Origin of the sequence: Micrococcus sp. KBS0714, assembly GCF_002008305.4 — a bacterium.
GTDB lineage: Bacteria > Actinomycetota > Actinomycetes > Actinomycetales > Micrococcaceae > Micrococcus > Micrococcus luteus.
Genome location: NZ_CP042169.1, coordinates 2254791 through 2266869, shown reverse-complemented (window position 1 = coordinate 2266869; position 12079 = coordinate 2254791). Strand labels below are relative to the sequence as shown.

Annotated in this window: 9 protein-coding genes and 3 pseudogenes; 4 read left to right on the top strand and 8 right to left on the bottom strand. The window is 66.0% G+C overall.

The window, feature by feature from the left end:
• Positions 1–3 precede the first annotated feature (3 nt).
• The gene (gene arsB / locus B1A86_RS10305; RefSeq protein WP_036336810.1) at positions 4–1095 is read right to left on the bottom strand and encodes an ACR3 family arsenite efflux transporter; all 1092 of its coding nucleotides are present in this window, start codon (positions 1093–1095) and stop codon (positions 4–6) included.
• An 82-nt stretch (positions 1096–1177) separates the two neighbouring features.
• Here arsB and B1A86_RS10300 point away from each other — a divergent pair, with 82 nt between their 5' ends.
• The 3 genes and pseudogenes from B1A86_RS10300 (at position 1178) to B1A86_RS10290 (ending at position 3184) form a co-directional block, all read left to right on the top strand.
• Positions 1178–1543 (top strand): helix-turn-helix transcriptional regulator, encoded by a 366-nt coding sequence (locus tag B1A86_RS10300; RefSeq protein WP_036336812.1) that lies wholly within the window; start codon positions 1178–1180, stop codon positions 1541–1543.
• Between the two features lie 183 nt (positions 1544–1726).
• Positions 1727–2059: pseudogene (locus B1A86_RS10295) on the top strand (transposase); the annotation flags it as partial.
• 114 nt (positions 2060–2173) lie between these two features.
• Positions 2174–3184 carry an IS481 family transposase gene (locus B1A86_RS10290; protein ID WP_145930917.1) on the top strand — a complete coding sequence of 337 codons (1011 nt, stop codon included), beginning with the start codon at positions 2174–2176 and terminating at the stop codon, positions 3182–3184.
• Positions 3185–3338: 154 nt separating this feature from the next.
• Here B1A86_RS10290 and B1A86_RS10285 read toward each other — a convergent pair whose 3' ends face one another.
• The gene (locus B1A86_RS10285) at positions 3339–3554 is read right to left on the bottom strand and encodes a hypothetical protein (RefSeq protein WP_036334147.1); all 216 of its coding nucleotides are present in this window, start codon (positions 3552–3554) and stop codon (positions 3339–3341) included.
• Between the two features lie 144 nt (positions 3555–3698).
• On the opposite strand from B1A86_RS10285, the pseudogene B1A86_RS10280 reads away from it, so the two are divergent.
• Positions 3699–4953: pseudogene (locus B1A86_RS10280) on the top strand (IS256 family transposase).
• Between the two features lie 226 nt (positions 4954–5179).
• Here the strand turns inward: B1A86_RS10280 and B1A86_RS10275 are convergent.
• From B1A86_RS10275 to B1A86_RS10250, 6 genes and pseudogenes are all read right to left on the bottom strand, one after another.
• Positions 5180–6429: pseudogene (locus tag B1A86_RS10275) on the bottom strand (IS256 family transposase).
• A 742-nt stretch (positions 6430–7171) separates the two neighbouring features.
• Positions 7172–7561 (bottom strand): heavy metal-responsive transcriptional regulator, encoded by a 390-nt coding sequence (locus B1A86_RS10270; RefSeq protein ID WP_036334145.1) that lies wholly within the window; start codon positions 7559–7561, stop codon positions 7172–7174.
• Positions 7562–7683: 122 nt separating this feature from the next.
• Positions 7684–9054, bottom strand: coding sequence for an NAD(P)/FAD-dependent oxidoreductase (locus B1A86_RS10265; protein ID WP_078025617.1), 1371 nt, complete (start codon positions 9052–9054; stop codon positions 7684–7686).
• Between the two features lie 163 nt (positions 9055–9217).
• On the bottom strand, positions 9218–9880 hold the full coding sequence (gene merB / locus B1A86_RS10260) for an organomercurial lyase MerB (protein ID WP_036336638.1): 663 nt from the start codon (positions 9878–9880) through the stop codon (positions 9218–9220).
• A 59-nt stretch (positions 9881–9939) separates the two neighbouring features.
• Positions 9940–11376: a mercury(II) reductase gene (merA, locus tag B1A86_RS10255; RefSeq protein ID WP_078025618.1), complete on the bottom strand. Its 1437-nt coding sequence runs from the start codon at positions 11374–11376 to the stop codon at positions 9940–9942.
• A gap of 112 nt (positions 11377–11488) precedes the next feature.
• Positions 11489–11905, bottom strand: coding sequence for an SUMF1/EgtB/PvdO family nonheme iron enzyme (locus B1A86_RS10250; protein ID WP_227448837.1), 417 nt, complete (start codon positions 11903–11905; stop codon positions 11489–11491).
• Between the last annotated feature and the right edge of the window lie 174 nt (positions 11906–12079).

Genomic DNA, 12079 nt, shown 5'->3' with positions numbered 1-12079 from the left:
GGGTCATCGGGTGGGGGCGGTGGTGTCGCCGGGGAACAGGCGCCGCCCCATAGCGAGGGCGACGTAGACGAGGGCGACGAGGACGGGGACTTCGATCAGCGGGCCGACGACGCCGGCGAGGGCCTGGCCGGAGGTGACGCCGAAGGTGCCGATGGCGACGGCGATGGCGAGCTCGAAGTTGTTGCCCGAGGCGGTGAAGGCGACGGTGGTGGACTTCGCGTAGTCGAGGCCGATCGCGCGGCCGAGCAGGAAGGACCCCAGGAACATGACGACGAAGTAAACCAGCAGCGGCAGGGCGATGCGGGCCACGTCTCCCGGTGCGGAGATGATCGCGTCGCCCTGGAGGGCGAACAGCAGCACGATGGTGAACAGCAGCCCGTATAGCGCCCACGGGCCGATCTTCGGGAGGAACCGTTCCTCATACCAGGTCCGACCCTTGGCTCGCTCACCGAGGATGCGGGTCAGGAACCCTGCGACCAGCGGGATCCCGAGGAAGATCAGCACGCTGAGGACGATCGCGCCGATCGAGAACTCGGCCGACGTGGTCGGCAGCCCCAGCCAGGACGGCAGCGCCTGGAGGTAGAACCAGCCCAGGGCACCGAAGGCGATCACCTGGAAGACGGAGTTGATCGCGACCAGCACCGCAGCTGCTTCTCGGTCACCGCAGGCGAGGTCGTTCCAGATGAGGACCATCGCGATGCAGCGTGCGAGCCCGACGATGATCAGGCCGGTGCGGTACTCCGGAAGGTCGGCCAGGAAGATCCAGGCCAGGGCGAACATGAGTGCCGGGCCGACGATCCAGTTCAGCACCAGCGAGGTCACCAGCAGGCGTCGGTCCGCGCCGATGCGCCGGGTCTCGTCGTAGCGGACCTTCGCCAGGACCGGGTACATCATCACCAACAGTCCGATCGCAATGGGCAGGGACACGGATCCGATCTTCACCGCCTCCAGCGCGGTGTTCAGGCCGGGGATGAACCGCCCCATCAGGAGACCCACTGCCATGGCGGCCAGGATCCACACCGGGAGCCAGCGATCGAGGAAGGACATCTCCTTCATCACGCGGGGCTGCTCCACATCCTTGGTGGTCGTACTCATGAGGGGGGCCGAACCTTCCATCGACGGATATCGATGCGAACGCTATGCTTCACATCGATGACTGTCAATGTAAGGTGGGGGCATGTCCACGACGACCTCGATCACAGCTGCCGGGCTCGAGACGATGAACGGCCCTGAGGGGTGCTGCACGCTCTCAGCGGGGCCCGTCGACAGCGTCGAGGCCGAGAGGATCGCGTCCTTGCTCAAGGCGCTTTCCGACCCGACCCGTCTCCGACTTCTGTCCCATGTCGCTGCTCAGGGCTGCAATTCGGTCTGCGCCTGTGATCTCACCGAGCCGTTGGGCATCAGCCAGCCGACCGTGAGTCACCACATGAAGAAGCTCGTCGACGCTGGCCTGCTCACGCGCGAGCAGAAGGGGCGCTGGGCGCACTACTCCGTCGTGCCGTCGGCCTTCGCCGAGCTCCGTTCCTTCCTCGACATCGCCTGAACCCCCACCGCCGACTTTGGAGATCCTCCTGACCGCACGGCCCAGTGTCCAGGTCGTCTGCGTCCACAACGCCGGTCGCTCGCAGTCCGGTTAGCTGTTGTGGGTCATGAGGTTCTTGCCACGAGGGGGCGTGTCAGATGGTCTGTGTAAGCCGTACCGAGAGGAACGGTAAGAATCATGACCATGATCGACGAGAAGAACCCAGGCGAGCCCTCGGGCCAGGACCTGGTCGAGCAGCTGAAAGCCTCAGGGCAGCTTGATGCCCTGTTCGCGCAGATCGACGCGGGCGGCGTCGAGCTCACCGGTGACGGCGGGTTCGTGCCCGCGCTGGTCAAGGCCGCGCTCGAGCGGGGCCTGCAGGCCGAGCTGACCAGCCATCTGGGCTACGAGAAGGGCTCGAGCGAGGCGCTGAAGCACGCCAACTCCCGCAACGGGACCACCCCGAAGACCGTGGAGTCCGAGGTCGGGCCGATCGAGCTGGACGTCCCGCGAGACCGGGGCGGGTCGTTCACCCCGCTTACACAGACAAGTTGACACGCCCCCACGAGGCGCCGGCTGAGATGAGACGAGTGGGCCTCTCCCGCAGGATGGAAGTTCCTCAACAACCCACCTGCCCGAAAAGACCCACTCATGACTCACGCTAACGCACCCCTGACCCCCACTGGCCGACTCAGGATGGTCCACCGCCACCTGCACGACGGGATCCCGCAGGCACACGTGGCCGCCGAGTTCCGGGTGAGCCGGCCCACGGTGGCCACCTGGGTCGCCCGCTACCGCGCCCAGGGAGAAGCCGGCCTTCAGGACCTGCCCAGCCGGCCGCACCGTTCACCTGCCCAGCTCGACCCGGTCCTGGTCGCCCAGATCCACGCCCTGCGGCGGGAGCGCAAGTGGTCCGCACGGCGCATCCATCACCACCTCGTCTCCGAGGGCCACCAGGTGTGTCTTCGCACCGTGGGACGGTGGCTGCACCGGGCCGGGATCTCCCGCCTACGGGACCTGACCCCAGCCGGAGAAGACCTCCGCCGGCAGCCGGCCCGGAGGATCACCGCGAGAGGGCCAGGGCACATGGTGCACCTGGACGTGAAGAAGATCGGGCGCATCCCTGACGGGGGCGGCTGGCGTGCGCACGGACGGGACTCCGAGAACGCGCGAGCAGCCAAGCGCGGGCCTGGCCGACGGGTCGGCTACACCTACCTGCACTCGGCGATCGACGGGTTCACCCGCCTGGCCTACACCGAAGCCTTGCCCGATGAGCGGGCAGCTACGACCGTGAGCTTCTTCTGCCGGGCGCGGGCGTTCTTCGCCGCCCACGGCATCACCGTGGACCGGGTGATCACGGACAACGGGAACAACTATCGGGCTGCGGACTTCACCGCGAAGGTGGTCTCGCTCGGGGGCCGGCACCACCGGATCCGCCCCTACACCCCGCGTCACAACGGGAAGGTCGAACGCTACAACCGGCTGATGGTCGATGAGGTCCTCTACGCCCGCCCGTACTCCTCAGAGCAAGCTCGGCGTGAGGCACTGGCGGTGTGGGTGAACCACTACAACTATCATCGGCCTCATACCTCCTGCGGAGACGCTCCACCGGCCTCGTTGGCCCCGGCCCGAGTCAACAACGTCATGACCTCTTACATCTAGGAGGACGTGCACCGTCGGGAGAAGAGATGTGTGAGCTGGCGAGCCAATTGGCGTGGATCTCGCCCGCCCCAAACGACCGATAAAGGCAGTGGCCCATCGCCGTCCTTAGCGGGGGCGCGTCTCTCGGCTGGGGTGGTCGCGGGCGTTTCTGCGTTCAGAGTGTGTCGTGCCCGTCCTCGCTCAGCTCGGCTGCCTTCATCCAGAGCCGATAGCTGCCGTATCCCGCCAGGAGTGCGAGGCCCCAGCCGATGAAGCGTGCGTTCCCGGTGGTCATCTCCATCGGGAACAGGGCATAGCGTCCCCAGAACCAGACGAGCAGCACCATGAGTAGCAGTCCGGCCAGGATGCGAAGGTACGTGGTCCGTCTCATGCGCTGAGCCTACCGACGCGGGAGTTGAGTCCCGCATAGTGGTGTAGCGCCCGGTGGTCGGGCACGTCGTTCCAGACGTGGACGCGGCCACCGTGTGATCCTTCGAGTCAACCTCTCACAGAATCCTCGAATGGAGTCATCACGATGACCGCTCCTCATATTGTCGACCCTGCCGGCCTGCTGGGCGAAGCCCTGTCCGAGGCCTCCCCGGACATGATGCGCCACCTGCTGCAGACGATGATCAACACCCTGCTCTGCGCTGACGCCGATGCGGTGGTCGGCGCCGAATGGGGCAAACCCTCCCGTGACCGCACGGCCCAGCGCAATGGGTACCGGCACCGGGACCTGGACACCCGGGTCGGCACCGTGGACGTGGCCATCCCGAAGCTGCGCTCGGGCACCTACTTCCCGGAATGGCTGCTCGAGCGGCGCAAGCGGGCCGAATCGGCGCTGATCACCGTGGTCGCAGACTGCTACCTGGCCGGTGTCTCTACCCGGCGGATGGACAAGCTGGTCAAGACCTTGGGCATCAATGCCCTGTCGAAGTCCCAGGTGTCCCGGATGGCCGCGGACCTCGATGAGCAGGTGGAGGCCTTCCGCCACCGGCCGCTCGGGGAGGCGGGACCGTTCACGTTCGTTGCCGCGGACGCGTTGACGATGAAGGTGCGTGAGGGCGGGCGTGTGGTCAACGCGGTGGTGCTCATCGCCACCGGGGTCAACGGCGACGGCCACCGCGAAGTGTTGGGCCTGCGGGTGGCCACCAGCGAGACCGGGGCGGCGTGGAACGAGTTCTTCGCCGACTTGGTCGCCCGGGGCCTGGCCGGGGTCCGGCTGGTCACCTCTGATGCCCACCCCGGGCTCAAGGACGCCATCGCCGCGAACCTGCCCGGTGCGGTGTGGCAACGCTGCCGCACCCACTACGCGGCGAACCTGATGGGCATCACCCCGAAGAGCATGTGGCCGGCGGTGAAGGCCATGCTCCACTCGGTCTACGACCCAGCCCGATGCCGCCAGCGTCAACGCCCAGTTCGACCGGCTGCTGGACTACGTGAGCGAGAAACTGCCGGTGGTGGCCGAGCACCTCGATGCTGCCCGGGCCGACATCCTGGCGTTCACCACATTCCCCAAGGACGTCTGGACCCAGATCTGGTCGAACAACCCGGCCGAGCGGCTCAACCGCGAGATCCGCCGCCGCACCGACGCGGCGGGCATCTTCCCCAACCGGGCGGCCATCGTACGACTGGTGGGCGCGGTGCTGGCCGAGCAGACAGACGAGTGGGCCGAGGGCCGTCGCTACCTCGGCCTGGAGGTCCTGGCCCGCTGCCGACTCACCACCGTCAGCAACACGGGAAGCGAGGTGAACCCCGACACCGCGCCCGCCCTCGAGTTCAGCGCCTGACAACCCCAACGAAGGAATCAGCCGCTACACCACTTCATGGGGCTTGACCGACGCGGGATTCCCGATTATGAGCATGTGCGTCCCGGGAGGCTCGCCGGCTGCGGGTGACGGTCCCGATCACACAGAGGATGAAGCCGAGCAGGAGAAGCCCCCATCCGAGCAGTCCCCGGGTCAAGTCCCTGGAAGTGGTGTAACCGTCTTCGAGGTTGTAGGGGGCTTGTACCTGTCAGGTCTGCAGGGTCGGCATCACCTCCGTGCTCATCACGGTCTCTTGCTCCGTGGTCAGGGGCTCACGGCACCGGGCGAGCAGTTCCAGGCCGAGATACCGGCGGCCTTCGGCCCATTCATCTGTCTGCTCGGCCAGCACGGCCCCGACCAGGCGCACCACGGCATCCCGGTTCGGGAAGATCCCTACCGCGTCCGTGCGGCGCCGGATCTCCCGGTTCAGCCGCTCGGCGGGGTTGTTCGACCAGATCTGGCACCACACGTCCCTCGGGAACGAGGTGAACGCGAGGATGTCCTGTCGAGCGGCGTCTAAGTGGGCGGCCACCGCGGGCAACCTGTCCTGCACGTAGTCCAACAGGCGCTCGAACTGGGCGTGCACGGCCGGCCCGTCGGGCTGGTCATACACGCTGTGGAGCATGGCCTTCACCGCCGGCCACATGCTCTTCGGGGTCACGGCCATCAGATTCGCCGCGTAATGGGTGCGGCAGCGTTGCCACACGGCCCCGGGCAGGTTCGCCGCCACTGCTTCCACGAGGCCGCGATGGGAGTCCGAGGTCACCAGTGCCACCCCGGCCAGCCCCCGGGCCACCAGGTCCGCGAAGAACTCGTTCCACCCCGCCCCGGACTCCGTGGTGGCCACCCTCAGCCCGAGGACCTCGCGGCGCCCGTCCGCGTTGACCCCGGTGGCGACCATGGCCACCGCGTTGACCACACGCCCGCCCTCACGCACCTTCATGGTCAGGGCGTCGGCGGCGAGGAACACGAACGGGCCGGCCTCGCCCAGAGGCCGGTGGCGGAAAAAGCCTCGATGTGCTCGTCCAACTCCTGTGCCATCCGGCTGACCTGGGACTTCGAGAGCGAGTCGATGCCCAGCTGCCGTACGAGCTTGTCCATGCGCCGGGTCGAGACCCCGGCCAGGTAGCAGTCCGCGACCACGGTGATCAGTGCGGACTCGGCCCGTTTGCGGCGCTCGAGCAGCCATTCGGGGAAGTACGTGCCGGCCCGGAGTTTGGGGATGGCCACATCGATCGTGCCGGCGCGGGTGTCCAGGGGTCGGTGGCGGTAGCCGTTGCGCTGCGCTGTCCGATGTTCGGAGGGCTTGCCGTACTCGGCGCCGCAGACCGCGTCCGCGTCGGCGGAGAGCAGGGCGTTGATCACGGTCTGCAGCAGGTGGCGCAACAGATCGGGAGAGGCCTCCCCGAGAGCTTCGCGCAGAAGGCGTTCAGGGTCGACAATGTGTGGAGCGGTCATCGTGGTGATGTCCTTTCGAGAGTGCTGTGGAAGGTTCACTCGAAGGCTCCCACGGTGACCGCGTCCGTGAAGGGGACGGTGTTGGCGACCGGGGAGGGTTACACCACTATCAGGGACTCAACTCAGTCCCCGCCATTCCAGACGCGTGAAGTTGAGGATGCTCAACCCGCACAGCTGGATGAGCGCGCCGATGATGCGCAGGCTGGGGTGGGAGGGGGGACGCTGGTCCATGAGCCGAGCGCAGCTTCCCTGCCGACAGGCCACCAGGGGCCCTGCGGGGCACGTCCAGGCAGGTATACCCCTTTACACGCCCCGCCCGCCCACGAGACCATCACGTCAGAGACGGTGTGAATCGCAGCGCTAAATGGCGTGGTTTTTGTAACGCTTTAAGGCCTGCTAATCAGGTGGGTGATCGGATCTGAGCTTTCCGCAGACGACAGGTTCTACGTCCGGCTGACGGCGGGTTTCATAGGCACCCCTGGCGCAACAAACGTTTTGTCGTGAAATCCTAGACCCCGCCCTAGAGGGCCTGTGGTTGAAGAGTCGGTCTTACGATGGACAATGGTCCAAACCAGCGACACCAGTGCGCACTGTTCGTGCTGTGGGCGGCGTCTGCCGTTGAGCAGGTTGCACGCGTTGGCGGATGGCGCGGCTTACGTCTGCCGGCGGTGCGGCTTATGGATTGCGGTCCGTCGTCGCTGAGTGATTCCGTTGAAACGTCTGGTTGTGGATGTGCCGATGATCAAAGGTAGCTACAGATGACTTCGGCATTGCACTGAGCGGGGTCGCCGGCCGCCGCGGTTCCGTGAAGGCCGGCAACGGTTTCTCTGAGCGCGGTGAGTTCGGCGATGTGCCTGTCCAGGTTCGTCAGGTGCTCGGCAAGCTGATCACGCACGTGGCCGCACGGCGCCGTGCCAGCATCCCGGATTTGGAGGATGTCGAGGATTTCGGCCAGAGTGAGGCCGGCAACTTGGCTGCGCCGGATGAATTCAAGCCTGACGATCGTGTCCTCTGGATAGTCGCGGTAGCCGTTGGTGGCTCGGTCGGCCTGCGGCAGGAGCCCTCGCTCCTCGTAAAACCTCAAGGCCTTGGTCGTCACGCCGGAGGCCGCCGCTACTTCACCGATACGCATGCTTCACCTCGTTCTCGAAAGACTCCGTAATCTTCCATTTTGCTGGAAGATCACGAAGGTGATGGGGGTCTTTGTGGTGTGCCAATTCCTTCGTGCTCCCGCCTGTACGTTTCTCGACCCGGTTAGGGGGTGAGGTCGAGTTGTTCGAGGGCGACCTGGTAGGCCTCGTGGTAGGTCGGGAATTGGGCGACCTGGTCCAGGAGCGTGTCGATCGGCAGTTGCGTGCGGATGGCGAGGGAGGCGTGGTGGATCCACTCTCCGGCCATGGGGCCGACGGCCCAGGCTCCGATGAGGATCTTCCGGTCGGCGTCGGCGAGTAGGCCGAGGTGCCCGCGGGAGTCCTGCTCGTAGGTCCAGGGTCGGGCGATGGCGTCGGCGAGGTCCAGTTCCGTGGCGATGGTGCGGATGCCCTGCTTCGTTGCCTGTTCCTGGGTTAGTCCGGCGCCGGCGATTTCGGGGTCGGTGAATACGACACGCGGTATGCCGTCGTAGGTGGCCGGGTGGGGTCGGCCGAGGATGGCGTCGGCGGCGATCCGGCCTTGGTACTTCGCGACGTGGGTGAAAGGCATGATGCCGGTGACGTCGCCGATGGCCCACGTGTTTTCGCCGGCGCGGCAGTGGTCGTCGATCTGGATTTCTCCGTGGTCGCCGAGGGTTACGCCAGCGTGTTCGAAGCCGAGTCCTTCGGTGCGTGGTGTGCGGCCGGTACCGAAGATCACGACGTCTGCTGCCACCTCACCGGCTGGATCGCCGTCGCGTGTCTGAAGCTCGATGATGCTGTCGGCTCCCTCGCGCCGCGCCTGGACGGCGGAGGTGGCCAGCCGGATGTCGATGCCGGCCTCCTGCAGGTACTGGTGGGCAAGTTCCCCCACCCGGGGCCCTTCGCGGTCCAGTAACCTCTCGCCGCAGTGGATCAGGGTGATGGCCACTCCGAAGCGGGCCAGGAACGTCGCGGTTTCCACGCCGACGGCGCTGCCGCCGATGATGACCGCCCGCTCGGGGAGCGTGCTGGTGGTGTAGGTTTCACGGTTCGTCCAGGCCGTGATCTGGTCGATGCCGTCCAACGGTGGGATCACGGCGTCGGAGCCGGTGGCGATAATGATGTGCTCGGCTGTGATCTCGCGGTCTCCAGCCTGGATCCGGCCCGGTCCGGTAATCCGAGCTTCGTCCTTGATCACCACGGCGCCCTCTTTGATGTACCCGTCGACCTGTGCCTGGTCATCGAGGTTCCGGATCATGTAGTCCCGGTACTTTGCAGTGGCAGCCCAGTCCAGTTCGGCGCCGGAGACACCGGCGGCCCGTTGAACTTCCGTGCGCGCTTCCGGCGGCCGCAGGACGGTCTTGGAAGGGATACACGCCCAGTAGGCGCATTCCCCGCCGATTAGTTCCCGCTCGAAGACCACGACGTTCTTCCCGGCTTTCAGAAGCCGGTCGGCCGCGACCTCCCCGCCTGGGCCCAGACCGAGGACGGCAACATCGAAATGTTCACTCATGAGAATTTCTCCTTCAGATTCAGCGGATCTTTCCCGGCTCTTTCCGGTCCTTCGTCAACATCTCGCACCGGCCCCGGCCCGCCTCCTGCACCGGTACTGAACCCGTGCAAGCCCTCCAGTTGCCAGTGGTGGTCCGGCGGGTAGTGGTGGGTGGTCGGTTGGTTCAGCAGGCGCAGCTTTGGACGCCGTTGCTTACCTGGTCGGTGGCGGGTCCTGGTGTGTGGGTGAGCATCTTCTCAGCCATGGAGGATCCGAGTTCGTAGGCCTCTTTGACAGGCATGATGGTGCCGCCGGGGTGGGTTTCGAGCCAGGGCGCTGCGTCGTCGGGTGAGGCGAAGAAGTGGACCTGGTTGCAGAACGATGAGCGGACGGAGCTGATGTCCTCCGGGTTCACCAGGGACACCACGGCGGTGGCCGGCTCCACGCTGGTGACACCCATCGCTGTGACAGCCACCCGTACCGGGGTGCCTGTGGCCTGATGTGAGGATTCGATACGCGCGGATGCGCCCAGCAGGGTCGGGAAGATCAGGGTGTCCAGCGCGCACCAGGTGTAGAGTTGCTCACCGTTTACCTCGAACCGGTGCTGCGTGGGGCGCTGCGTCAGGCCCTGCCCGATGATCCGCCCGGACCCGTCGTACTCCGTGTCGCCCATCGCCTTGAGGGCAGTGCGGACTTCCTCCCCGGCACGGCCGGTCGCCGCGGCGAGGTCGCTCACGTCGACCGGGTCGCCCAGGGCGAGGAGTTTCAGTAGGGGCATCCACAGCCAGGGCTCCATCCCCGTCTCGTTGGACGCAAGCCGGTCAGTGACCTCGCTGATGTTGTTCATCGCGGTCGTTCCTTTCAAGGCATGGTGTGTCAGTGTTCGGCGATCGGTGGTTCAGGTGTTCAGGCGGCGCAGCAGGAAAGTTTGGAGACATCCGTCTTGAAGGACTGGGCAACGATCTTGATGCCCTCGGCCATGGTCAGGTACGGGCTCCAGAGGTTCGCGACCTGATCGACGGTCATCCCGGCCTGCAGGATGTACACGCCTGTTGCAGCGAGGTCGCCGGCTTCCTTCGCGACGGCGGTGATACCGACGATCCTGCCGGTGTCGGCGTCTGCGACCATCTTGATGAATCCGCGGGTGTCCCGGTTCACCACGGCGCGGGGTATGTATTCCAGCGGTACAACCCGGCATTCGCACCTGATCCCGGCGTCTCTTGCCTGCTTGTCGGTCATGCCGACAACCGCGAGGTTAGGGCTGGTGAACGTGACGCGGGGCAGGTGGCTGTAGTCCACGGCGCGGCCGGCGTCGCTGAAGGCGTTGTCGACCATCAGGGTGCCGTGGGATGCGGCGACGTACACGTATTCGGGGTGCCCGGTCACGTCCCCCGCAGCCCAAACGCGTGGGTTAGAGCTCACCAGGGTGTCCTCGACGACGACTTCCCCCTTGTCCCCGGTCTTCACGCTCACCCCGGCCAGGTTTAGCCCGTCGGTGACCGGGCGCCGACCCGTGGCGACGAGGACCTTGGAGGCCCGGAGGGTTTCGCGCCCGCCGGCGATGTCGGCCTGGGCGGCAATGCCGCCGTCCGTGTCCTGGGTGATGGAGGAGACGGTGGAGCGGCGGATGACCCGGATGCCCTCGTTGGCGAAGACGCTCATCAATGCCCTGGATGCTTCGGGTTCCTCACCCGATGCCAGGCGAGAGCGCACCAGCATGGTGACCTTCGAGCCGAGGCGGGCGAAGAGTTGGGCCTGTTCCAGGGCGACGTACCCGCCGCCGATGACCAGCAAGGACTCGGGTACCTCGTCGAGTTCCATGGCCGTGGTCGATGTCAGGTAATCGACCGTGTCCAGACCATTGATCGGTGCGGCCCACGGGGTGGAGCCGGTCGCGACCAGATAGTGGGCGGCCGTGATCGTCTCCCTGGTCCCGTCCTGCGCGGTGACCTCCAGCGCAGGGTCCGCGGCGGTGCCGGTGAATACAGCATTGCCGTGGCGCAGCTCCCACCCGTAGTCCGCGACGAGGTCCACGTACTTATCGGAGCGCACGTTCTCCACCAAGGCGCGCTTTCCCGCGATGAGTGCTTCCATGTCCACGGGTCCCGCGGTGGCGGTGAGGCCGGGGAACCTGCCGGCGTCCTGGGCGGTGTGGCGTGCCTCGGCTGCGGCGAGCAGAGCCTTGGAGGGGATGCATCCGGTGTTCACGCAGGTCCCGCCCACGGTCCCGCGTTCGATCATGACGACCCGTTTGTCGAGGTTCGTTGCCCTGATCGCGGCAGCGAACGCGCCACCACCGGAACCGATGATCGCCAGATCGAAATGCGGTACTGCCTCGTTCATGCGAATCTCCCTACACTGCCATCGGGCACCGGTTCATTGCGTGACGGCAGAAGCTGATGGCTGGTTTTCCAGTGGTTGATCTTCAGTCTGCACCTTCCCCTACGGGGGAAGGTCAAGGGTTCTCTGAACGGACGACGGGCTGGGGGCCCTCGAGGTGGTCGAGGCCGGTCCAGGCGATGTCTTCAAGCGGCCCGTAGGCGGGCGAGGTCGTTCCGGCGCGGCAGGCGTACTCCCACTCGGCCTCGGTGGGCAATCGGTACCCGTCAGCGCTCGTGTTCCAGGTAACGGAGCGTCCGTCCCCAGCACGCGTGTAGGCCGGCTGCAGCTCTTCGGCATTGGATAGCTCGTTGCAGAGGTTGATGGTCTCGAACCATGTCAGAGGCGTGAGCGGGCGTCCGGTGCTCCGGTCATGGAGGGGGTGCACTGCCATCTCGAAGGGCTCCAGTTCCACATCCCGTGTGGTCCCGCGGCGGGCGTCGCGCAGGGTGATTTTTCCCGAAGACAGGGTGGCCATGGAGGGCTGGTTCATGGTGTCAGCGTCGCACACGGGCTGACTGGAGAACTATGACCCCTAGTCGATCAAGGTTCAAATGTCAATACCTAAGTGACTCATGGTCGCATGAAACATATTTGCGCGTTTGTGAAATCTTCGCTGCATCTCGACAGCACCATCGCCCGGAAGCGCACCCCGGCCGCCCACACC

Coding starts and splice junctions, on each gene's coding strand:
- arsB (WP_036336810.1), bottom strand. CDS start 1,095: ATGAGTACGACCACCAAGGATGTGGAGCAGCCCCGCGTGATGAAGGAG.
- B1A86_RS10300 (WP_036336812.1), top strand. CDS start 1,178: ATGTCCACGACGACCTCGATCACAGCTGCCGGGCTCGAGACGATGAAC.
- B1A86_RS10290 (WP_145930917.1), top strand. CDS start 2,174: ATGACTCACGCTAACGCACCCCTGACCCCCACTGGCCGACTCAGGATG.
- B1A86_RS10285 (WP_036334147.1), bottom strand. CDS start 3,554: ATGAGACGGACCACGTACCTTCGCATCCTGGCCGGACTGCTACTCATG.
- B1A86_RS10270 (WP_036334145.1), bottom strand. CDS start 7,561: ATGCGTATCGGTGAAGTAGCGGCGGCCTCCGGCGTGACGACCAAGGCC.
- B1A86_RS10265 (WP_078025617.1), bottom strand. CDS start 9,054: ATGAGTGAACATTTCGATGTTGCCGTCCTCGGTCTGGGCCCAGGCGGG.
- merB (WP_036336638.1), bottom strand. CDS start 9,880: ATGAACAACATCAGCGAGGTCACTGACCGGCTTGCGTCCAACGAGACG.
- merA (WP_078025618.1), bottom strand. CDS start 11,376: ATGAACGAGGCAGTACCGCATTTCGATCTGGCGATCATCGGTTCCGGT.
- B1A86_RS10250 (WP_227448837.1), bottom strand. CDS start 11,905: ATGAACCAGCCCTCCATGGCCACCCTGTCTTCGGGAAAAATCACCCTG.